The 21,158-nt window shown below is 49.3% G+C and carries 17 protein-coding genes and 1 pseudogene; 8 read left to right on the top strand and 10 right to left on the bottom strand.

All coding sequences use genetic code 11. The features are described from left to right. Window positions 1-108: 108 nt before the first annotated feature. Together QRX25_RS05210 and QRX25_RS05215 are read right to left on the bottom strand one after the other, a co-directional pair. On the bottom strand, window positions 109-636 hold the full coding sequence (locus QRX25_RS05210; RefSeq protein WP_088462317.1) for a ferritin-like domain-containing protein: 528 nt from the start codon (window positions 634-636) through the stop codon (window positions 109-111). Between the two features lie 70 nt (window positions 637-706). Next, on the bottom strand, window positions 707-1,420 hold the full coding sequence (locus QRX25_RS05215) for a DUF421 domain-containing protein (protein ID WP_115997926.1): 714 nt from the start codon (window positions 1,418-1,420) through the stop codon (window positions 707-709). A 141-nt stretch (window positions 1,421-1,561) separates the two neighbouring features. Between QRX25_RS05215 and addB the strand changes: the two genes are divergently transcribed. The 5 genes from addB (at window position 1,562) to hlpB (ending at window position 13,696) form a co-directional block, all read left to right on the top strand. Next, complete coding sequence (gene addB, locus QRX25_RS05220) at window positions 1,562-5,062, top strand: helicase-exonuclease AddAB subunit AddB (protein WP_115997927.1); 3,501 nt, start codon at window positions 1,562-1,564, stop codon at window positions 5,060-5,062. Next, a complete protein-coding gene (gene addA, locus QRX25_RS05225) occupies window positions 5,049-8,753 on the top strand; it encodes a helicase-exonuclease AddAB subunit AddA (RefSeq protein ID WP_212101650.1) in 3,705 nt (1,234 codons plus the stop codon). Before addB ends, addA begins: the two co-directional genes overlap by 14 nt. A 66-nt stretch (window positions 8,754-8,819) precedes the next feature. Continuing rightward, window positions 8,820-9,992, top strand: coding sequence for an exonuclease subunit SbcD (gene sbcD, locus QRX25_RS05230; protein WP_065981123.1), 1,173 nt, complete (start codon window positions 8,820-8,822; stop codon window positions 9,990-9,992). Then, the gene (sbcC, locus tag QRX25_RS05235; protein WP_212100866.1) at window positions 9,989-13,381 is read left to right on the top strand and encodes an exonuclease subunit SbcC; all 3,393 of its coding nucleotides are present in this window, start codon (window positions 9,989-9,991) and stop codon (window positions 13,379-13,381) included. Before sbcD ends, sbcC begins: the two co-directional genes overlap by 4 nt. Window positions 13,382-13,396: 15 nt before the next feature. Next, window positions 13,397-13,696 (top strand): HNH nuclease-like protein HlpB, encoded by a 300-nt coding sequence (gene hlpB / locus QRX25_RS05240; protein ID WP_065981125.1) that lies wholly within the window; start codon window positions 13,397-13,399, stop codon window positions 13,694-13,696. A gap of 39 nt (window positions 13,697-13,735) precedes the next feature. Here hlpB and QRX25_RS05245 read toward each other — a convergent pair whose 3' ends face one another. The 7 genes and pseudogenes from QRX25_RS05245 to QRX25_RS19820 form a co-directional block, all read right to left on the bottom strand. Beyond that, window positions 13,736-13,954 carry a spore germination protein gene (locus QRX25_RS05245; protein ID WP_013351765.1) on the bottom strand — a complete coding sequence of 73 codons (219 nt, stop codon included), beginning with the start codon at window positions 13,952-13,954 and terminating at the stop codon, window positions 13,736-13,738. Between the two features lie 39 nt (window positions 13,955-13,993). After that, window positions 13,994-14,389, bottom strand: coding sequence for a spore germination protein GerPE (locus tag QRX25_RS05250; protein ID WP_212100869.1), 396 nt, complete (start codon window positions 14,387-14,389; stop codon window positions 13,994-13,996). Continuing rightward, window positions 14,389-14,565: a spore germination protein GerPD gene (locus tag QRX25_RS05255; protein WP_013351767.1), complete on the bottom strand. Its 177-nt coding sequence runs from the start codon at window positions 14,563-14,565 to the stop codon at window positions 14,389-14,391. The genes QRX25_RS05250 and QRX25_RS05255 overlap by 1 nt, the downstream gene beginning before the upstream one ends. Then, window positions 14,562-15,179, bottom strand: a complete 618-nt coding sequence (locus QRX25_RS05260; protein ID WP_115997931.1) for a spore germination protein GerPC — start codon at window positions 15,177-15,179, stop codon at window positions 14,562-14,564. The genes QRX25_RS05255 and QRX25_RS05260 overlap by 4 nt, the downstream gene beginning before the upstream one ends. A 34-nt stretch (window positions 15,180-15,213) precedes the next feature. Beyond that, window positions 15,214-15,447, bottom strand: a complete 234-nt coding sequence (locus QRX25_RS05265) for a spore germination protein GerPB (protein ID WP_115997932.1) — start codon at window positions 15,445-15,447, stop codon at window positions 15,214-15,216. A 12-nt stretch (window positions 15,448-15,459) separates the two neighbouring features. Then, window positions 15,460-15,681, bottom strand: coding sequence for a spore germination protein (locus tag QRX25_RS05270; protein WP_003155135.1), 222 nt, complete (start codon window positions 15,679-15,681; stop codon window positions 15,460-15,462). Between the two features lie 297 nt (window positions 15,682-15,978). Beyond that, window positions 15,979-16,092 (bottom strand): annotated as a pseudogene (locus QRX25_RS19820) (aspartyl-phosphate phosphatase Spo0E family protein); the annotation flags it as partial. Between the two features lie 216 nt (window positions 16,093-16,308). Here QRX25_RS19820 and QRX25_RS05280 point away from each other — a divergent pair. The 3 genes from QRX25_RS05280 to QRX25_RS05290 all read left to right on the top strand — a co-directional run bounded on the left by QRX25_RS05280 (window position 16,309) and on the right by QRX25_RS05290 (window position 20,541). Next, window positions 16,309-17,214 carry a fumarylacetoacetate hydrolase family protein gene (locus tag QRX25_RS05280; protein ID WP_212100873.1) on the top strand — a complete coding sequence of 302 codons (906 nt, stop codon included), beginning with the start codon at window positions 16,309-16,311 and terminating at the stop codon, window positions 17,212-17,214. Window positions 17,215-17,307: 93 nt separating this feature from the next. Continuing rightward, window positions 17,308-17,664 carry a YisL family protein gene (locus QRX25_RS05285; RefSeq protein WP_013351772.1) on the top strand — a complete coding sequence of 119 codons (357 nt, stop codon included), beginning with the start codon at window positions 17,308-17,310 and terminating at the stop codon, window positions 17,662-17,664. Window positions 17,665-17,865: 201 nt separating this feature from the next. Next, the gene (locus QRX25_RS05290; RefSeq protein WP_212100875.1) at window positions 17,866-20,541 is read left to right on the top strand and encodes a peptidase S8; all 2,676 of its coding nucleotides are present in this window, start codon (window positions 17,866-17,868) and stop codon (window positions 20,539-20,541) included. A 38-nt stretch (window positions 20,542-20,579) separates the two neighbouring features. On the opposite strand, the gene QRX25_RS05295 is transcribed toward QRX25_RS05290, so the two are convergent. Then, on the bottom strand, window positions 20,580-21,122 hold the full coding sequence (locus QRX25_RS05295) for a DUF2777 family protein (RefSeq protein WP_249199295.1): 543 nt from the start codon (window positions 21,120-21,122) through the stop codon (window positions 20,580-20,582). Window positions 21,123-21,158 lie beyond the last annotated feature (36 nt).

Here is a 21,158-nt window from a genome sequence, read left to right on the forward strand (position 1 = left end):
TTTTAGAGGGGATGATCATATAAAATCAGCTCGAAAAGTAAACCCCATTCTCTCATGTTGAAAGAACGGGGTTTGTCTGCGGTCTGAAGACTCCCGGCGGGAGAGCGTTTATCTATCCGGACCATTATTTACTGTTTTTACCTCAGTATAGCTTTTGTTCGGTGCGTTTGATACCGTTCCCCCTGTGTGGTGGTGGGAAGGGGAATGGATCATATGGTATAAAAACCAGACGGCATGGCGCTGCTCGTCAAATGCCGTGCGGGCAAATAATTGCTTCGCTTCGGGGTTTACCGCTCTGTCGGATGCATGCAAATAAAAATCATTCGTTTTCTGTTCATCAAGAAAGGCTGCATTTAGTCCTTCTCTGTATGTGTGCGGACAATGCTCTGTCTGTTTGGGCGTCAGCTGTCGTCCGGTAATTGAAGTATACAGTGAAGAGAAAGCGTGCAGGTGGCGCACTTCTTCCTCTCTGATATGTTCGATCCGTCTTCTGATTTCTGCGGTCGGCGCTTTTTCGGCCAATATCGAGTAGCAGATCACGGCGCTGTATTCGCCGTTAATGGATTTTATCAGATCTTTTATAAGAACAGAGTCGTCGCCGCAGACGGCTGTATAATGAAAAAAATGCTCGTGCATTGGACTCACCCCCGGATGTTTATAGGGTATTATACGGCGGCAGCCCGTGACATGTGCGGAATTGTTATGTTTATTCTTTATCAAGCGGCGATGTAATATGGTCATCATATGTATCGACAAACAGCCGGCCGTTGCTTCCGCGCACCGCATATACGACGTCTTCTGTTTTGAGGTTTCTCCTGTCCAATTCTTTTCTCAGCCATTTTTCCGATACGTGGTTTTCTTTCAGGTTCTTCGTCACCAGCTGGCCGTCCATAATCAGCTCAACGGCGAAGTTCTTTTCATGTCCGGCAAAAATGCCGAGATCCTGTCTTGTAACGGGCGCAAATTCCGGCTTGACCTCCACTGACATGCTGCCGTTTGTTTCAATGATGGCGGTCTGAACCTGAGAAATGTCAAATACGTCATTAACACGAAGCTGCTGATTCAAGTAGTCGATGGTATAACGCATCGTTTTCATATTATGCTCAAGTATTTTGCCGTTTTGAATGATAATGGTCGGCTTGCCCGCAAAGAAACCCCTGGCGGCCCTGTTTTTCATCGAAAGATATGCGACCAGGTAAATGATTGCCACGAAAATAATATAGGCAATGACAGTATAATGAATCGGCAGCTTTGTATTAAACGACAGATTTGCCGTGATGGCGCCGAGCGAGATGGCCGCAATGAAATCAAAAAGCGTCATCTGTGAAATAGTTTGTTTTCCGAGTATCCGGGCGCCGATAAACAGAATGCTGAACGACAGAATCGTTCGTACAATCACTTCGGGATATTCTGACATCATATTTAGTCCTTTTTTTCTTTAATTTGGTCAGAAACGATACTTTTTAAAACAGTCATCCCGTTTTTACCAGCAGATGAGATTGGTCATTTTCGTCAACTTTCGATAAAATGTAGAAAGATAAAAAGAGAGGGGTCTTCTAATTTGGGTGTTGAGTTTTTAGTAGGCAGATCGGGGAGTGGGAAAACGAGGCTGATTATCGACAGCATTCAAGAAGAACTGCGCCGGGAGCCGTTCGGGAAACCGATCATTTTTCTAGTCCCGGATCAAATGACGTTTTTAATGGAATATGAGCTTGCTAAAACGCCGGATATCGGCGGCATGATACGCGCTCAAGTGTTCAGCTTTTCGCGTTTGGCGTGGCGCGTGCTTCAGCACACGGGGGGCATGAACCGTCCGTTTGTGACGACGACGGGTGTGCAGATGCTTTTAAGGAAACTGATTGAAGAACATAAGCACGATTTTAAAGTGTATCAAAAAGCGAGTGACAAAACCGGATTCACTGAGCAGGTGGAACGGATGCTGACAGAGTTTAAGCGGTACTGCATTGAGCCTGAAGACGTCCGCCGCATGGCGGAAAGCGGAACGGCGTCAGAATACCGCGGAGAGCGGATGCTGTCTGAAAAACTTCATGACTTAGGCATTTTATATCAGCAGATGGAAAGAAGCCTCGCCGGCCATTATTTGCATTCAGAGGATTATTTGACACTGCTCGCTCAGCAGATTCCTTTGGCGGATATTATAAAAGGCGCCCGTGTTTATGTCGACGGCTTCTATCAATTTACGCCGCAGGAATTAAGGGTGCTCGAGCAGCTGATCATGCATGCTGAACATGTCACATTCTCTCTGACGGCGGACAGCCCTTCGGCGGAACAGGCTCCGGATGAGCTCGACCTGTTCAGAATGACCGGCAGCACATACTATAAGCTTTATCAGACGGCAAAGGAGTTGAATGCCGATATTTCCTGCAAGGAATTGCATGGAACGAAGCGGCATCAGCATGTGCCGGAGCTTGCCTGTATTGAATCGCAGTACGATGTGCGTCCCGCGGCTGTGTATACTGGCGGACAGGAAGCTTTTACCGTCATACAGGCGCAGAACAGAAGAGCTGAACTCGAGGGTATTGCCCGGGAAATTCAATCACTTGTCCGGGACCGAGGATACCGGTACAGAGATATGGCGATTCTCATCCGTCAGCCGGAAGATTATAAAGATTTGTTGAAGGAAGTGTTTGCAGATTACGGGCTTCCTTATTTTATAGACGGAAAAGCTTCTATGCAGCATCACCCGCTTATTGAATTCATCCGCTCAAGCTTGGATGTCGTGAAGGGGAACTGGAGATATGAAGCGGTGTTCCGCTGTGCGAAAACCGAACTGTTATTCCCCCTTGATCAGCCGGAGCAGAAAATAAGAGAGCAGGTTGATCAGCTTGAAAACTACTGTATCGCCTACGGAATCAAAGGTGAGCGCTGGACGAACGGGGAGCGGTTTGTATACAGGCGGTTCGTATCGCTCGATGAGGATTTCGCGCAGACGGATCAGGAAATAGAGATGGAACACATGCTGAATGAGACGAGAGAGTGGATGGCCGAGCCGCTCATCCGGCTTCAAAACCGGCTGAAAAAAGCGAAAACGGTTCAAAGCATGGCGGAAGCTCTTTATCTCTTTTTGGAAGATACCGATGTTCCCCTGAAGCTGGATCGGAAAAGACAGCAGGCCGAAGAGGCCGGGAACATGATTGAAGCGCAGCAGCACGGCCAGGCGTGGGATGCCGTTATCCAGCTTCTCGAAGAGTTTGCGGGAATGATGGGTGAAGATGAAATGTCTTTGGCGCTGTTCCAGCAAATGCTTGAAACGGGAACGGAATCGCTTCATTTTTCTTTAATTCCTCCTGCGCTTGACCAAGTATTTGTAGGGAATATGGATCTGTCCAGAATGTACGGCACCTCCTGCACGTTTGTTATCGGGGCCAATGACGGCGTTCTTCCGGCGCGCCCGGATGAAAACGGCGTGCTGTCTGATGATGACCGGGAGTGGCTGAAAGCGGTCGGAGTGGAGCTTTCTTCCGCTGGGCGTGAGCGGCTGCTTGATGAGCATTTTCTCATCTATATGGCGCTGTCAAGTCCGTCTGACCGTCTGTATGTGACATATCCGATTGCCGATGCGGAAGGAAAAACGCTCCTGCCGTCAATTGTTGTAAACAGGCTCGGCGAGCTGTTTCCCGATCATCAGGAAAAGCTGTCAGCGGCTGATCCCGAGCAGGTAAGCGAAGAAGAACAGCTTCAGTATCTCGTCAATAAACAGGTGGCGCAGACGTATACGGCAAGCCAGCTCAGGCTGTGGACAAGAGAGTACGAGATCAGTGACGTGTGGTGGAGCGCATACAACGTGCTGATGAAAGAGCCTGATCACGAGCGTGCGAAAAAGCTGTTTTCAAGCCTGTTTTTCCGAAATGAGGCAAAGCGTCTTGAACGGCCTGTTTCGCGACAGCTTTACGGCGAGCACATTAAAGGAAGCGTCTCCCGGATGGAGGCGTTTAATGCCTGCCAGTTTTCTCATTTTGCATCTCACGGACTGCAATTAAAAGAGCGGCAGTTTTTTAAGCTGGAAGCGCCGGATATCGGACAGCTGTTTCACTCCAGCCTGAAGCTGATTTCAGACCGGCTTCGTGAGCAGAAGCTGGAATGGCGCGATCTGACGAAAGATCAGTGCCGGAATTTTTCCTATGATGCGGTGGAACGGCTTGCGCCAAGGCTGCAAAAAGAGATTCTGCTCAGCTCAAACAGGCACTTTTATGTGAAGGAAAAACTGCAGAAGATCGTCACGCGTGTCTCAGGCATATTAAGCGAGCATGCGAAGGCGAGCGGTTTCGTCCCGATCGGCCTTGAACTCGGTTTTGGCGGAAGCGGACCGCTGCCTCCGCTCACTTTCACGCTGAAAAACGGCTGTACGATGGAACTCGTCGGCCGGATCGACCGCGTGGATAAAGCGGAAAGCTCAAAAGGCCTGCTGCTGAGAATCGTTGATTATAAATCAAGCGACAAGGGGCTTGATCTCGCTGAGGTATATTACGGGCTCGCTCTGCAAATGCTCACATATCTTGACTTATCAATTACACACTCAGCGGATTGGCTCGGCATGAAAGCGACACCGGCAGGCGTTTTGTATTTCCATATTCATGATCCGATGATTCAGGCCAGTCTGCCGATGGAACTTGATGAAATCGAGCAGGAAATCTTTAAGAAATTTAAAATGAAAGGCCTTCTCCTCGGTGACCGGGAGGCGATCAGCCTGATGGACACGACTTTGGAGGAAGGGCGTTCAAATATTATCAATGCCGGTTTGAAAAAGGACGGTTCTTTACGGTCCGATTCAGCGGCGGTCAGCGAACGGGATTTTCATCTCTTAACAGACCATGTGAGGCGGACATTTGAGCAGGCGGGCGAAGCGATAACGGACGGGCTTGTGTCCATTACCCCGTATAAGCTGAAAGATAAGACGCCTTGTACGTACTGTGCGTTTAAATCGGTGTGCCAGTTTGATGAGTCGCTTAAGGAAAATGAATACCGCAGCCTGAAAGCGGAAAAAGACGGCACTATACTGGATTGGCTGAAAAAGGAGGCGGATGATGATGCAAATTCCTAAACCGAAAGACAGCATATGGACGGATGACCAATGGAGCGCCATCGTTTCTTCCGGCCGCGATATTCTGGTCGCTGCCGCAGCCGGATCAGGTAAAACGGCCGTGCTTGTAGAGCGGATGATCAGAAAGATAACCGCTGAAGAAGAGCCGGTTGATGTTGACAGGCTCCTTGTGGTGACATTTACAAACGCCTCAGCAGCGGAAATGAAGCATCGGATTGCTGAAGCATTAGAAAAAGAACTCGCCAAAAATCCGGGGTCTCTGCATATCAGACGGCAGCTGTCTCTATTAAATCGGGCGAGCATTTCGACGCTTCACTCTTTCTGTCTGCAGGTGCTTAAAAAATATTATTATATGATTGATCTTGACCCGGGTTTTCGGATGGCTGACCAGACGGAAGGCGAATTGCTCGGAGACGAAGTGCTTGATGAGCTGTTTGAGGATGAATACGCAAAAGGGAATCAGGCGTTTTTTGAGCTTGTGGACAGATATACGACGGACAGGCACGATCTGGATCTTCAAGACCTCGTCAAGCGGGTGTATGAGTATTCCCGGTCGCATCCTGACCCGGAAGCGTGGCTGAAAAGCTTTGTCCGCCTATATGATGTGACAGAAGAAAGCAAAATGGAAGAGCTGCCGTTTTACGAGTATGTGAGAGAAGATGCTGAAATGGCGCTCTTCGGGGCAAAACAAAAGCTAGATAAGGCGCTTGAACTGACAAAAGCGCCCGGCGGGCCGGCCCCGCGTGCTGATAATATTCTGGATGACCTTCAGCAGATAGAAGAGCTGATCAGCTGCCGGCATGACTTTAAGGCGCTGTATGAGCGGGTTCCTACGGTCACATTTAAACGGGCCAAGGCGGTAAAGGGTGATGAATTTGACAAGGCGCTTTTGGATGAAGCGACTGATTTGCGAAACGGCGCGAAGAAACTGATCGAAAAGTTAAAAACCGATTACTTTACAAGAAGCCCGCAAGATCATTTAAAGAGTTTAAAAGACATGAAGCCTGTCATTGAAACCCTCGTTCAGCTCGTAATATCGTACGGAAAACGATTTGAAGCGGCGAAACAAGAAAAATCAATCATTGATTTCTCAGATTTGGAACATTACTGCCTGGCGATTTTAACTGCGAGGGATGAAGAAGGCCGGCGTGTGCCGAGTGAAGCGGCCGTTTATTATCAAGACCAGTTCCATGAAGTTCTGGTTGATGAATATCAAGATACCAATCTTGTGCAGGAATCCATTTTGCAGCTTGTTAAAAGCGGGAATGAAGAGTCGGGAAATCTGTTTATGGTAGGGGACGTCAAGCAATCAATCTACCGTTTCAGACTTGCCGAGCCGTTGCTTTTTCTCGGGAAATACAAAAGGTTTACGGAAAATGGGGAAGGCGCCGGGCAGAAAATCGACCTGAACCAAAACTTCCGAAGCCGCTCCGATATTTTGGACAGTACGAATTTCTTGTTTAAGCAGCTGATGGGCGGCAAAATCGGCGAAGTGGACTACGATGAACAGGCGGCATTAAAGCTTGGCGCATCATATCCGCCGAATGACGCGGCGAAAACGGAACTGCTGCTGATTGACAGCGCTGATGACGCAGACAGCCCCGAGGATGCCGAAGACTTTGAAACCGTGCATTGGGAAGCGAAAGCGATAGCCGCGGAGATCCGGAAGCTTGTCTCATCTCCGTTTAAGGTATATGACGGCAAAACAAAAACACACCGGAATATCCAGTACCGGGATATCGTGATTTTGCTGCGCTCCATGCCATGGGCTCCGCAATTAATGGAAGAGCTGAAAAACCAAGGCATTCCGGTTTACGCCAATTTGACGTCAGGTTACTTTGAAGCCGTGGAGGTGGCTGCGGCGCTTTCAGTCTTAAAGGTGATTGATAATCCGTATCAGGATATTCCGCTAGCTTCCGTGCTGCGCTCGCCCATCGTCGGCTGTGACGAAAATGAACTCGCGCTCATACGCCTTGAAAAGAAAAAAGCGCCGTTTTATGAAGCGCTGAAAGCGTATATAGCGAACGGTGACAGACATGACGACCTGTATCAAAAACTGAGAACATTTTATGACAGTCTGCAGAAGTGGCGGTCATTCTCGACGAATCATTCAGTGTCTGAGCTGATTTGGGAAGTATACCGCGATACCGGATATTTTGATTATGCAGGCGGCATGCCTGGAGGAAAGCAGCGTCAGGCCAATCTGCGCGTCTTGTATGACCGGGCGCGTTCGTATGAAGCGACGGCATTCCGCGGGTTATTCCGCTTTTTGCGGTTCATTGAACGGATGCAGGAGCGCGGCGATGATTTGGGGACGGCTCGGGCGCTCAGCGAGCAGGAGGATGTCGTTCGGCTGATGACGATCCACAGCAGCAAAGGACTTGAGTTCCCCGTCGTTTTCACCGCCGGACTTGGCAGAAGTTTTAATATGATGGATCTCAACAAATCATACCTGCTTGATAAAGAGCTCGGTTTCGGCACGAAGTATATTCATCCGGAACTTAGAATCAGCTATCCGACTCTGCCGCTTGTGGCAATGAAGAAAAAAATGCGCAGAGAGCTTTTATCAGAAGAATTGCGCGTATTGTATGTGGCGCTGACAAGGGCGAAGGAAAAGCTGTTTCTCGTCGGTTCCTGCAAAAACCGGGAAAAACAGCTGGCCAAATGGCAGGCGCAAGCAGACCGGGCTGATTGGCTCCTTTCTGAATTCGACCGCTATCAGGCGTCATCTTATTTGGACTTTATCGGTCCGGCGCTCATCCGTCACCGTGACATGGAGGCGCACAGGGCTCCGGGGCTTTTGGCGCCGGAGGATATCGCGCATGACCCGGCGCGTTTTCACATCCGGATGCTGCAGCAAAGTGAATTGCTGGAAGATAGTCCTGAGGAACGTGCTGAAGAAAAGAGCAAACGTTTAAAAGCGATACAGCATGGCGAGCCGATTCCTGATTCGTTTTCATTTGATGATCAGGCGCGCCGTCTTCTTGAATGGGAATATCCGTATCGGAAGCTGACCGCCATCAGAACGAAGCAGTCTGTTTCTGAGCTGAAGAGAAAGCAAGAATACGAGGATGAGTACAGCGGACGCTCTCTCATCAAACCGTCAGGGGACACTCTTTTATACAAGCGTCCCGGCTTTATGATGAAAAAAGGGCTGACAGCCGCCGAAAAAGGGACGGCGATGCATACGGTGATGCAGCACATACCGCTGACGCATGCTCCGACTGCTGAAGAAGCGGAGCGGACGGTCCGGATGCTTTACGAAAAAGAGCTGCTGACAGAAGAACAGCTGGACGCAATTGATATCGATGAGCTGATTCAGTTTTTCGGAACTGAAATCGGAAAAGACCTTGTTGGAGCGCTGCGGATTGATCGGGAAGTGCCGTTCAGTATGGCGCTTCCGGCCAGCGAGGTGTACAAGGATGCCGAAACGGCCGGTGAACCGCTGCTCGTCCAGGGAATTATTGACTGCCTCTACGAAACTGCGGACGGACTCTATTTGCTGGACTATAAAACGGATCGGATCGAGGGGAAATTCCGGAACGGATTTGAAGGCGCGGCCCCGATCCTGCAAAAAAGGTATGAAACACAAATCGAATTGTATACAAAAGCGGTTGAACAAATTACAAAAACGAAAGTGAAAGGGCGTGCGCTCTATTTCTTCGATGGAGGTCACGTTCTTACACTGTAATAAGATCCGAAGCTCCTTTTTTGGAGCGGATCTTTTTTTCTATCAGAAAAGTGAGGTGAATGCGGTATGCGCATTTTACATACAGCTGACTGGCACCTCGGCAAAACGCTTGAAGGCAGAAGCCGGCTGAGTGAACAGGCCGAGGTATTGGAAGAGCTGAATACCATTGTCAAAGAAGAAAACATTGATGCGGTCATTATGGCAGGGGATGTATTTGATACAGTCAATCCGCCTGCGCTCGCTGAACAACTGTATTACGAAAGTCTTTCCGCGCTTTCTGACGGCGGAAAACGCCCGGTTGTCGTCATTGCCGGGAACCATGACAATCCTGACAGGCTGGCGGCGGCTTCTCCGTTAACAAATGAGCGCGGCATTCATTTAATCGGCTATCCGCGGACAGAACCCGTCCATATTGAGGTGCCGTCGGCGGACGAGCTGTTAGCCGTTGCCGCGCTGGCCTATCCGTCAGAAGCGAGATTAAACGAAGTGCTGTCTGATACGTTTGAGGAAAAGCTTCTTCGCGATCATTACGATGTGAAAATCAGAGAGGCGTTTGCCCGTATGTGCGCTCTGTGCCGGGACGATGCCGTGAAAGTCGCGGCGAGCCACATTTATGTCGCGGGAGGAAATCAGACCGATTCAGAGCGTCCGATTGAAGTCGGGGGCGCTTACACGGTCGCCGCTGAAAGCCTGCCGGCTGATGCGGCTTACGTGGCCCTCGGCCATCTCCACCGTCCGCAAACGATCAAACGTGCCAAAACGGCCGCCCGCTATTCCGGCTCTCCGCTGGCATACAGCTTTTCAGAAGCCGGTTATGCCAAATCGGTGACGGTGGTAGAAGCGAAGCCGGGCGGAGAAGCGAAGTGGGAAGAGATTTTCCTGTCTTCCGGAAAACCGCTTGTCAAATGGAAAGCGCAGGGGCTGAGCGAGGTTCACGGCTGGCTCGATGAAGGGCGTGACCGGAATGCCTGGATCGATCTGGATATCCATTTGACGGATCAGCTTTCTCTTGAAGAAATCCATCGGCTGAGAAAGGCGCATCCAGGCTTTATCCATATCAGGCCGGTTTTTGAAGAAAAAGAGACAGACATTGACCGGATTGAAGTGAAACACACATCAATTGAGGACCGGTTTAAGAAGTTTTATGAAAAACAAACGGGCGGCGGCGTGCCGGATGAGGAGATGGTCAAGCTGTTTTTAGAGCTTGCGTCAGCGGATGATGAGGAGGATGCGACATGAAGCCGATTCTGTTAACGATAAAAGGACTCCACAGCTTCAGAGAGGAACAGACCATTGACTTTGACGGACTGTCCGGTGCCGGGGTGTTCGGAATTTTCGGCCCGACGGGAAGCGGAAAGTCGTCGATCCTTGATGCGATGACACTCGCTCTATACGGAAAAGTGGAGCGCGCCGCAAATAATACGCACGGCATTCTGAACCATGCCGAAGATCAGCTCGCCGTTTCTTTTACATTCGCGCTTCAATCCGGCCACAGGGTATCCTACAAAGTAGAGCGTGTTTTTAAGAGAACGGATGAAACGAAAGTGAAAACCGCCCTCTGCCGCTTAATTGAAATCAAAGAGGAACAAACCGTGCTTGCCGATAAAGCGAATGAAGTGAACAAAAAGGTGGAAGAGCTTCTTGGTCTGACCATTGACGACTTTACAAGAGCCGTCGTGCTCCCGCAAGGAAAGTTTGCCGAGTTTCTGTCGCTGAAAGGCGCGGAAAGAAGACATATGCTGCAGCGCCTTTTTAATCTGGAACAGTACGGTGACAGGCTTGTCAAAAAATTGCGGCGTCGGGCGCAGGAAGCGGCCGCGAAAAAAAATGAGATGCTGGCCGAACAATCCGGCCTCGGAGACGCGGGGGAAGACGCGCTGAAGCTGGCTGAACAGCAGTTTCACGAAGCGAATGAACGGCTTGAAGCAGCTGAGAAGAAACGGGTCCAAGCAAGAGAACGTTTTGAGAACCACCAGGAGATTTGGAACCTGCAGACAGAGAGAAACGAATATGAGGCGCGGCAGGAAAAGCTTGAGGAAAAACGCCCGTATATCACGGGTTTGACTGACCGTCTTAAAGAAGCGGAAACCGCTCTCGCTCTTGAGCCGTATGCAGATCGCTACACGGAAGCCGTCCGCCGGAAGGAGCGTGCCGAGCAGGAGCACGAACTGGCCAAACGGAAATTAGAGGCGGAAACCGCTTCATTTACGCGGCAAAATGAAGCCTATGAAGCGTGGCGGGTCCATAAGGCTGAACAAGAGCCGAAACTTGTCAAGGAAGAAGAATTGTATCAAAGGCTGTCAGCCATTGAACAAAAGCTGCTTGAAGCAAAAAAAGAAGCGGAAAAAACAAAGGCGGAGCACAGCAAAAAAGAGGAAGAATACGAAGCCGCCTCGAAACAGCTGACCGCAGTGAAAGACCGCCTGGCCCGCGGCAAAAACAGGCAGAATGAGCTGAAAGAAGAGCTGAAAGCAGTGCAAGTGACCGCTGATGAACGGAAAAAATGCCAGACCGCCGCACAGCTGGCAGCCGGCTTTCAGCAGACACAGGAACAAATCACGAAAGAACGGACCAATCTGACAGCCCAGTTGAAAAACATGGAGAAGCTGAACGGAGAAAGCGAGGCGCTCAGCGCAAAGGCGAAATCGGAAGAAGAGGACATTACGCGCGCTTATCAAACGCTTCAAACCGTTTACCATATGGTCTGTGAAACGGAACGTTCACTGAAAGCCGCAGCCGAACGGGCGGACAAAATGCAAGCCGACCTGCGCAAGCGCTCAGAGGAAGCGAGAACGGCTGCATTAACAAAAGAATTATCGGAAAAACTAATCGAAGGAAAACCTTGTCCTGTATGCGGCTCGACGCAGCATGACCGTTCGCGCTCCGCTCATGAAACATATTCGCCCGATACGGCTGTACAGGAACGTTTGCAGCAGGTTGAAGCGCTGCTTTCTGAAGCGGCGGCTCTTTCTCAGGAAGTGCTGACGGCCAAGGTTGCATTAGAAGAGCAGTCGGGGCGTTTTACCGAAGAATGTCCGTTTCTGCAAAGCGCCCGGGTCCCGGAGCTGGAAGCCGCTTCTTCCATCAGCGGCCGCCCGCTTGATGAAGCGTTCAGCGCCGTCCGCCTGGAGTGGAAGCAAATGAAACAGGATATGCTGTCGGTAAGAGAGAAGGTCACGAGATTGATCAGCACGTATCAGCAGACGGTGAAACAAGCTGAGCAGCTGGCCGAACGAATCCGCTATGAGGAAAAAGAAGCAGACCGCCTCAGACATTCATTAGAAGAGCTCGAATCGCTGTCAGAAAGCCGCTTGAATCAGTATAACGAAGCCTGCGGGGATATTCCGTTAAGCCGGATTGACGCCTGGCAGGCTTCGATAGACGATAAGGACAGGCAGGCAGAGGAATTCGAGAAGCGCATTGAAACAAGCATCGCATTCCTCAAGGAACATGAAGATGAGAAAGAACGGCTGCAGGAGAAGAAGCATCAGCTTGAACGGGAACGGCTCGAGCTTCACTATGCGTCAGAGCGCCTGCAACAGGTCATTGACGGATATGAACAAGAGCTCGGAACAGCAGCTGAAGAAACATCCATTTCTGCAAAGCTTGACGCGGTGCGGCAGGAATTACAGCTGTTAAAATCGAAAGAACAGTCCTTATTCGAAGCGCTGCAGCAGGCTCAGCAATCACTGAATGACGCAAAAGGCCGGGAATCCGGGAGCCTCATGTCACTGCGGGACGCTGAGTCCGCCCTTGAGAAAGCCCAAAATGACTGGCGCGGGAAATCAAAAGACACCGGGTTTGCCGAGCCGGATCAAGTCAAAAAAAGCCTGCTTCCGAGAGAGCGGGCCGAGGAAATGAAAAGAGAAATTGATGAATTTCTGGACAGCTCAAAGCAGCTTTCGGCAAATATCCGCCGTGTCACTGATAAATTAGCCGGCCGCCGGGTAACGGAAGAAGAATGGACAGCATCGGTTTCTCTGATGGAGCAGGCAGAGGCTGAGTCAGGCGCTGCCAAGGAGGAAAAAGGAGCCCAGGCAAAAGCCTTTGCGGTGATGCAAAAACAGCATAAGCGCTTTAAAGAGATTGAAGCCGAACTGAAAAGCTGGCAGACACAGATTGACAGGCTTGATAAGCTCCAGTCTGTATGTAAAGGCAATACATTCGTCGAATTTTTAGCGGAGGAACAGCTGGAAAGCGTGGCCCGAGACGCCTCTGCCCGGCTTGGAGCGCTGACAAGACAGAGGTATGCCATATTAGTCGATTCAGAAGGCGGATTTGTCATGCGCGATGACGCGAATGGCGGCGTCAAACGCCCTGTATCAAGCCTTTCCGGCGGTGAGACGTTTCTGACATCGCTGTCGCTTGCGCTTGCCTTGTCCGCCCAGATTCAGCTGCGGGGGCAATATCCGCTGCAATTCTTTTTCTTAGATGAAGGATTCGGAACGCTTGACCAAGGGCTTTTAGACACCGTTGTCACAGCGCTGGAAAAGCTGCAATCGGATAATTTGTCCGTCGGGGTGATCAGCCATGTGCAGGAGCTCAGAGCGCGGCTGCCGAAAAAATTAATCGTTCATCCGTCCGAACCGGGCGGAAAAGGCACCCGGGTCACAATGGAGATCATGTAGAAAGGAGAAGGAGCTATGGCCGATTCTGCCGAGGGCACATGTGAATTATGCGGCCGCCATCATGTGCGGCTGACGGAACACCACCTGACGCCTAAGGAAGAAGGCGGGACATTCCTTCCGACCGCAATGCTCTGCATTCCCTGCCATAAACAGATACACGCGCTTTATACGAATCAGGAGCTTGCGGCAAGGCTCGCGGGAATAGAAGAGCTGCGGCGTGATCCGAAACTTGCGCGGTTTGTGAAATGGATCAGAAAACAGCCGCCGGAAAAACTTGTGAAAACAAAAAAATCAAACGAACGAAAACAACACTGAACACAAAAAAGCAGCCCCCTCCTTAAAGAGCGGCTGCTTTTATGCGTTTCCGGCCACATTCTGATCGCTGACATCGGGGTCTATATAGTTTGTCGCATTGACAACGTTGTTTAATAAAAGGAAATCTCCGGTATTGCCTGCTCCCGAACCGAGCGCAGATTTAGAAGAGCTTTTTGGAGAAAGGTAAAAGGAATCACCAAAGTTTACGACTCCGCCCGATATGGAATTGATAGCTATAGGTCCGGTAATTGCTGGCATAAACGACACCCTTTATAGAAGTCTCACCGTCATTATATGTCAGGTCTGCGATGATTGTGAGCTCGGTGAGACGATCTGCCTAATATGTTTCAGCCGCGAATCTCCCAGCACGACCGATGACGATCCGATTTGAACAACGGACGCTGACGATACCCCTTGGACTTTCACATTCCTTACCCGAATCGAAGGATTTTCATGGCAGAATGCACTTTGGACTCCCGTTTCCGGTAACGGCATGACAGCGGGCTGCTGAAAGATCGGGTATTCTTTTCTGTTAAACGAGCCTTCATCATCTCTGTATACGGCAAGAGTACGCTGATCGGCCAAAACTTTAACCTTCATATTGATTTCATTCGTATCGCCTGCTTGAAAAACACTCCCAATCCCGACTGAATTGACTTTGGCGCTCCTGAGGCGTGAAATCCGCTTTAACATTATTCCGGCGCCAGCGGCACAAGAGGCCCGATAATGAGAGATTCCGGAGGCGTATCAAAGATGGAAGACAGGTAGACGGATTCGGTGTCGCCGATTAATAATAAGGAAGAACTGGAGACACCGGTCGACCGGATATCGCCGACTTCAATGTTCCGGTTAATCACTGTAAAAATCATGACGGATCATCACCTTTCATTTCACCTGGTATGTGTTTAATAAAATGCTCGACGGCCCTGACAATATCACGCTTCACGTGTTCGGCAATCTCCTCGGCGTATTGCGCGGGCGCCGTGTTTTCTTCTTTTGGGACATGGGACATATAATACTTAATCCGGCTGTCCATCTGCTTTCTGATATCTTCAATAATATGATATTTGTTCGTTTCGTCCAGCCTGCTCTCATACTGGGTTTCGAGCTGCTCTAACAGCACGGGGATTTCTTCATTCAGGTACATATCGACGTTTTGGCGGATTTGCTGCATTTGCTGGCCCGCCTGTTCCTGCTGCATCATTCCGACCTGCGGAGATGTCTGGCCGACTTCAAAGTTTTGAACGGCATTCGGATCAGTCGGGTTCAATCCGATATTTAACGTTCCTTCCAGCCGTTCAATTTTCAGCTGATCAAATTTATACTCGAGCCGATCGATTCTTGTGGATGGCTGCTGTTTCAGCGTTGAAATTTCGCTCTGAAACTCTTTCAGCTGCCGTTCGAGCTCCTGAATCTGAAGCGCCTGCTGCTGGACGAAGGAATTTAAGTTCTGCAGGTAGGATGAAACCGATTGATCATACATGACATTCACCTCGCGTCTCGTTTCCTTCATTGAACTACCGGCTTGGCGGCTGGAGCGGTACAAATGATGAGGTGCCGGGACCTCCCCCTGTTGTTGCAGTCTGCCCCGCGGTGACAGGCGGCGCCGGCTCTACATAACTCCCTGTGTTATACAGGTTGGAAAGAGCTTTAATTGAACCGGCGCTCCCGATTTGCAGTACGGAGGAATTGGTGACAGATTCTACACGCATGTAATTGATATGGATCGACTGATTGACGTAAAAATTCATACGGCGCCTCCTTTATGCGTTACCTGCCATCGGCTGATCGATTACATCATTATCGTACACATTCGTTGAATTCCTGTAATTCGTCAGTGTGAGATTGTCTCCGGTATTGAAGCTGCCCGCTCCGGCAAATGTCTTAACCTCTGCTTTTGGAGAAATGGTGATGCAGTCGCCTATATGAACGACTCCGCTCGTACCGACGGCATTAATTTTAAACGCTCCGACAATTGCGGGCATACGAGCACATCCTTTTCTTGAAGATTTTCATGGAATACACTCCAGGAGCTTATTTGGGCTGCCTGCCTAAAATAGCTTATGACAAACGCACATTTTTGTGAGCGGAAAAAATCTCAGACATAAAAAAACACCGGCGCTTTACGCGTGCCGGGTCTTAAAAGCAAATGGTTCAAATCTATATTGATATCATGTTTATGAGAAAGCCTCTTTTTTCCCTGCGGTGTAATCCGGCTGAATCTGTACGGCCGGGTTCAGCCCGCTGTCTTTCGTTTGTTGGATGAGCCCGCTCCGGCACCCGTTTAAGAGGCTGTCCAGCTCTTGGCTGCACCTGATGGTCTCCCTCGCATTGATTCCGAATTTTTGCGCTGTCTCGAATAAAGTCAATCTTTTTTCTTCAATTTTACTGTTCATCGTGTGGTCTCCAATTCTCGATTATTTTGGAAAACATAGGATGGTAATAGTATAACCCATTTTGGCTGAGAAGGTTTTATTTCGTCAATATGACTGAAAAAGTGACAATTTTTGATACTCTTTTACGATTATTTTCAGCCTGTTCAAAAGAGGATTTTCCGCCCGGAGAAAGAATACATAAAGGAATGCCAGATTTAAAAATGATGGGGGATTAACATGAAATTTGCGACAGGGGAACTGAACAGCCGGAAATTTGTCGGCCTGATCATGGATGATGACAAAATCTTAGATCTGCAAAAGGCTGAAAAAAAATTGTTTGAACTTGAGACGATTCCGGGTTCGCTGATAGAGTGTATTCAAAAGGGAGAAAAGTTCGTCGCGCATGCCGGACAGCTTGCGGAATGGGCCAAAAAACCGAATGATGAGTCCGGTTCATTTATGTATGCACTGTCTGACGTGAAGCTCTGTGCGCCAATTCCGAGGCCTTCAAAGAACGTGATCTGCATCGGGAAAAATTACCGTGATCATGCCGTTGAAATGGGAAGTGAGGCGGATATTCCGGAGTATCCCATGGTTTTTACAAAAGCCCCGACTTCCGTTACAGGCCATGGAGAAACAGTGAAAAGCCACTTGGATGCAACGGAGCAGCTTGATTATGAAGGGGAGCTGGCGGTTATTATATCAAAAAGCGGATCGCACATCTCCAAAGAAAACGCGCTTGATCATATTTTCGGCTATACAATTGTAAATGATATAACGGCGCGCGATCTGCAGAAAAAGCATAAACAGTTTTTTATCGGCAAAAGCCTTGATACGACATGCCCGATGGGCCCGGTCATTGTACATAAGTCGGCCGTCAGTGATCCGCAAAGCCTGAAAGTTGAAACGCGGGTGAACGGGGAACTGCGCCAATCAGGATCAACGGGTGACATGATTTTTCCGATTGCTGAACTGATCGAGACGCTGTCAAAAGGAATGACGCTTGAAGCCGGAGACATAATAGCGACGGGGACGCCGGCCGGTGTCGGAAAAGGGTTTCAGCCGCCGAAATTTTTAAAGCCGGGGGACCGCGTTGACATTACAATTGAACCGATCGGCACGCTGTCGAACCAAATCGGATAATTGTGTGTCTTTATCGCGATTGATAATGCTCACAGCGGCTTGTTGTGGTACCATAAGTGAGGCAGATTGATCTGATAGGGGGAATTGAACATAATGACACATTGGCATATTACTTCATGGGTCGTTGCGCTTATACTGGTGTTTGTCAGCTACGGGCTGTACGGCTCAGGGAAAGCGAAAGGCGCAAAAATTACGCATATGATTCTGCGCTTATTCTACATTATTATTATTTTGACCGGTGCTGAACTGTTTGTCCGTTTTGCGAATTGGAACGGAGAGTACGCCGGAAAAATGCTGCTCGGCATCATTACCATCGGACTGATGGAAATGCTCGTAATCCGCAAGAAAAAAGGCAAATCAACCGGAGGACTGTGGATCGGTTTTATTATTGTGCTCGTCCTGACGGTGCTTCTCGGCCTTCACTTGCCGATCGGCTTTCACATATTTTAATCAATCGTCTGAAAACCCGGATAAGATCCGGGTTTTTTTATTTGGGCATAAATCTTTATAATCGGCGACTAAAGAACTTTATCCAAAAGGAGTTTTATTTCCATGTATTTTAATTTCAGCTTAAATATCCCTTTTTTAGGTATCTGTTTCTCTTTCAGTATGCTACTCTTCAAGAGAATCAAAAGGATAGGGGGATTTGAGATGAGACGAAGGAGATTTGCATCTTTTTGGGCAGCCGTTTTGTCAGCGGTTCTAGTGCTGAGCCTCGCCGCTCCGTTTTCTGAAGTGTCAGCGGAGGAACAAATCGGCCAGACGAAAGCCTTGGCAAAGGGGAAAGAACAGTCCGGCACCATTGATAAGCCGGAACAATCAGTCTGGTATACAATCATGCCCGGAAAAGATGAAGTGAAACAAGATTCGCACATGGCATTAACTGTAAGAAGTCAATCTTTCTTAAATGTATCCGTTTACCCCAGCAAAGAGAAAGCCCTCAATGATGACACCTTTGATATGTACCGCTCTTACACGGACCAAGGAAAAATTGAAATCAATATTCCGCATGCCTGGGAAGGCCCCTACTATATAAAAGTAGAGTATCTGGGTGAAGAGCCCGAAGACGAAGGCGCTCAGAATGAAAATGCGGAAAAAGCGCAATACACCATCGGCTATGAAGGAACGTCGCTTGGGCCGGCAGATTTGGAAGAAGAGGAGTCCTGCCCTGTTGAAATGAGCGTCAGCCAGAAAAAAGAGGGAGCCGGTATTTTAAAAGATTTGCGGACGATCCGTGATCAAGAGCTCAATCAAACCCCGACTGGCAAAGAATTGTCAAAATTATATTACAAAACCGCTCCGTTTATGGCGGCAAAGCTCGTATTCAGTAAAAAAGCAAGAGATGAAATGTATCAGGATCTTAAAACACTGAAGCCGATGTTCAGCGATACGGCTGAAAACGGCGCGGATTCCGAATACACGGTGACCGCGCAAGACCAAAAGGCGATTGAACGGTTATACGCCGCCGTACTTCAGTCAGTACCGTCATATGTAAAAAAAGAGCTGGAGCAAAAGGCGGATAAACTCGGTATTCACAGCCTGAAAGGCAAAACAGCCGGAGCGTTTTTAACAGAAAACCATCTTGCTGCAAAAAGCAAGCTTCAGACCGGGAAAGTTATTTTCAAATTGAAAAATAACAAAAGCCTCGCCGCGGTCACAAAGGAAGCGGCAGGTCTTAAAGCAAGCGCACAATCTAAAAAAGACATGTCCCGCATCAAACAGGCGGAAAAACTGTTTGACAGCTTTTATTCCTTAGACATGCCGAAAGACCAAAACGGCGCTTACACGATGAGTGCCAAGCGGGTAAAAGAAACGGCATCGACACTGTCCAAACTGCCGGCTGTAGAATTTGCAGAACCTGTGCGTGAATACAAAAGCCTCTCGGCCGACATCCAGTATCCTTATCAATGGTCGCTGAAAAACAGCGGAGCGGACGGCGGCGTCAAGGGAGCCGATGTGAAATTTGATCAGGCGTCTGCTCTGCTGTCGAAGCGAAAGCTCACTGACACGCTCATCGCGGTCGTTGATACAGGCGTAGACAGCACGCTTGCCGATTTGAAAGGAAAAGTAAGGACCGATCTCGGCCGCAATTTTGTAGACAGATCAAACAGCGCCTTGGATGATCAAGGGCACGGAACCCATGTTGCCGGAATTATCGCCGCCAAACGAGATAACGGCTATTCAATGGCGGGTCTAAACGGCAATGCGGGCATTATTCCCGTGAAAGTGCTTGATTCAACAGGTTCGGGAGATACAGAACAAATCGCCCTCGGCATCAAATATGCAGCCGACAAAGGCGCAAAAGTTATTAACCTGAGCCTTGGGGGAGCATACAGCCGAGTGCTTGAATACGCTCTGAAATACGCGGCGTCCAAAAATGTTGTCATCGCCGCGGCCAGCGGAAATGAAGCTCAGAATGAACTTTCCTACCCGGCATCATCAAAGTATGTCATCTCAGTCGGTGCAAGCAACCGGATGGATATGACCTCTGACTTTTCAAACTATGGAAAAGGGCTTGACTTGACGGCGCCCGGCTCTGATATCCCGAGTCTTGTCCCGAACGGAAACGTCACATATATGAGCGGCACGTCAATGGCTGCCCCGCATGTTGCGGCTGCCGCGGGTTTAGTGCTCTCTCAAAACCCGAAGCTTAAACCGAATGAAGTCGAAGCGAAATTAAAGCAGACCGCAGATGATATCTCGTTTAAAAGCGAGGACGGCAAGGAAGAAGAGCTGTATGATGACAATGGCGATCCGATCCCGATTCCCGTCATTCCGGGAGTTGACTGGCATTCCGGCCACGGCCGCCTGAATATCATGCAGGCCGTAAGCGCCGTTGATTTAGGCATCGAAATCAACAAGTTTGAAAGCACACAGAATGCCGTCAGAGGAAAAGCGAAAGAGGGCACGGTCCTTGAAGTCATGAACGGCAAGAAAAAGATCGGAAGCGCCAAAGCAGGTAAAGACGGCAAGTTTAAAGTAAATATCCCGATGCAGAAAAAAGACACCGTTTTACACGTGAAAGCTTCTAAAGATGAGGCAAAAACATCTGTCACGCTTGTCGTAGCCAAAGGAACCCCGTCCGGCACGCCGAAGGTCAGTAAAGTGACAGCAAAAGATACAGCGGTAAAAGGAAAAGCAAACAGCCAAGCAAAAATCACCGTCAAAGATAAAGCGAAAAAAGTGATCGCGACGCAGAAAGCGGATCAAAAAGGCGCGTTCTCCGTCAAAATCAAAAAGCAAAAAGCAGGCACCGTGCTTTATGTGACGGCTGCCGACACGGATAAACAAGAAAGCAAAGCGGTTAAAGTAACGGTCGTAAAATAAAAAACAGGCGGTGCCTTTTAAAGGGCGCCGCCTGTTTTTTACGCTGTTCCGCCGTGTTTTGCCGCTGAATACATAATTGAGCGCCGGCCGTCAGATGCCGTCCATTCAAATCTGTCATGTTTACCCGAGCCGCCGCGGTGATGCTGCAGGGCGCATTGGGCATCATCCGCCGAGAAGTGATAAAACGAGACGCCTTCACCGGAAAACAGCGACTGATTGTAGGAAAATACGCAATCATATACAGACAGGCCGAACCCGTGCAGATGGCTGAGAAACAGCAGAAACGTTTCATCGTCCAGCGAATCCAGCAAGGCTAAAAGCGGCCGTTTTACCGCCTTTTCATAACGGATCTCTTCTCCGCCGAAGAGAGCGATGGTGTCTGCGCCGATTTCGGCCGTACCGCCGTGAATCCGGGCCGGCTGCCATCTGCCGTCACGTTTCATCAATACGGCGGCATTTCCGAGACTGTCTGCAAGCAGGATATCGCCCTCATCATTTTCGACGAGGCAGATGCCGTCCTCTATCAGCAGAGTGCCGCGCCCCCATTTGTTTTTTTCTGAGAAAAGCTGTTTTCGTTTCATAACCAAGAGGCTCCTTTGTTTGATCTTCTCTTCCGT

Origin of the sequence: Bacillus sp. L381 (assembly GCF_030284525.1) — a bacterium.
Classification (GTDB): Bacteria; Bacillota; Bacilli; order Bacillales; family Bacillaceae; genus Bacillus; species Bacillus amyloliquefaciens.

What these genes read in the sequence shown, in the direction of transcription:
- QRX25_RS05245 (WP_013351765.1), bottom strand. Translation starts at nt 13,954, where the DNA reads ATGCCAGCAATTACCGGACCTATAGCTATCAATTCCATATCGGGCGGA.
- QRX25_RS05215 (WP_115997926.1), bottom strand. Translation starts at nt 1,420, where the DNA reads ATGATGTCAGAATATCCCGAAGTGATTGTACGAACGATTCTGTCGTTC.
- QRX25_RS05210 (WP_088462317.1), bottom strand. Translation starts at nt 636, where the DNA reads ATGCACGAGCATTTTTTTCATTATACAGCCGTCTGCGGCGACGACTCT.
- QRX25_RS05265 (WP_115997932.1), bottom strand. Translation starts at nt 15,447, where the DNA reads ATGAATTTTTACGTCAATCAGTCGATCCATATCAATTACATGCGTGTA.
- QRX25_RS05270 (WP_003155135.1), bottom strand. Translation starts at nt 15,681, where the DNA reads ATGCCCGCAATTGTCGGAGCGTTTAAAATTAATGCCGTCGGTACGAGC.
- QRX25_RS05295 (WP_249199295.1), bottom strand. Translation starts at nt 21,122, where the DNA reads ATGAAACGAAAACAGCTTTTCTCAGAAAAAAACAAATGGGGGCGCGGC.
- addA (WP_212101650.1), top strand. Translation starts at nt 5,049, where the DNA reads ATGCAAATTCCTAAACCGAAAGACAGCATATGGACGGATGACCAATGG.
- hlpB (WP_065981125.1), top strand. Translation starts at nt 13,397, where the DNA reads ATGGCCGATTCTGCCGAGGGCACATGTGAATTATGCGGCCGCCATCAT.
- QRX25_RS05250 (WP_212100869.1), bottom strand. Translation starts at nt 14,389, where the DNA reads ATGTTAAAGCGGATTTCACGCCTCAGGAGCGCCAAAGTCAATTCAGTC.
- QRX25_RS05255 (WP_013351767.1), bottom strand. Translation starts at nt 14,565, where the DNA reads ATGATTTTTACAGTGATTAACCGGAACATTGAAGTCGGCGATATCCGG.
- QRX25_RS05290 (WP_212100875.1), top strand. Translation starts at nt 17,866, where the DNA reads ATGAGACGAAGGAGATTTGCATCTTTTTGGGCAGCCGTTTTGTCAGCG.
- sbcD (WP_065981123.1), top strand. Translation starts at nt 8,820, where the DNA reads ATGCGCATTTTACATACAGCTGACTGGCACCTCGGCAAAACGCTTGAA.
- QRX25_RS05285 (WP_013351772.1), top strand. Translation starts at nt 17,308, where the DNA reads ATGACACATTGGCATATTACTTCATGGGTCGTTGCGCTTATACTGGTG.
- sbcC (WP_212100866.1), top strand. Translation starts at nt 9,989, where the DNA reads ATGAAGCCGATTCTGTTAACGATAAAAGGACTCCACAGCTTCAGAGAG.
- QRX25_RS05260 (WP_115997931.1), bottom strand. Translation starts at nt 15,179, where the DNA reads ATGTATGATCAATCGGTTTCATCCTACCTGCAGAACTTAAATTCCTTC.
- QRX25_RS05280 (WP_212100873.1), top strand. Translation starts at nt 16,309, where the DNA reads ATGAAATTTGCGACAGGGGAACTGAACAGCCGGAAATTTGTCGGCCTG.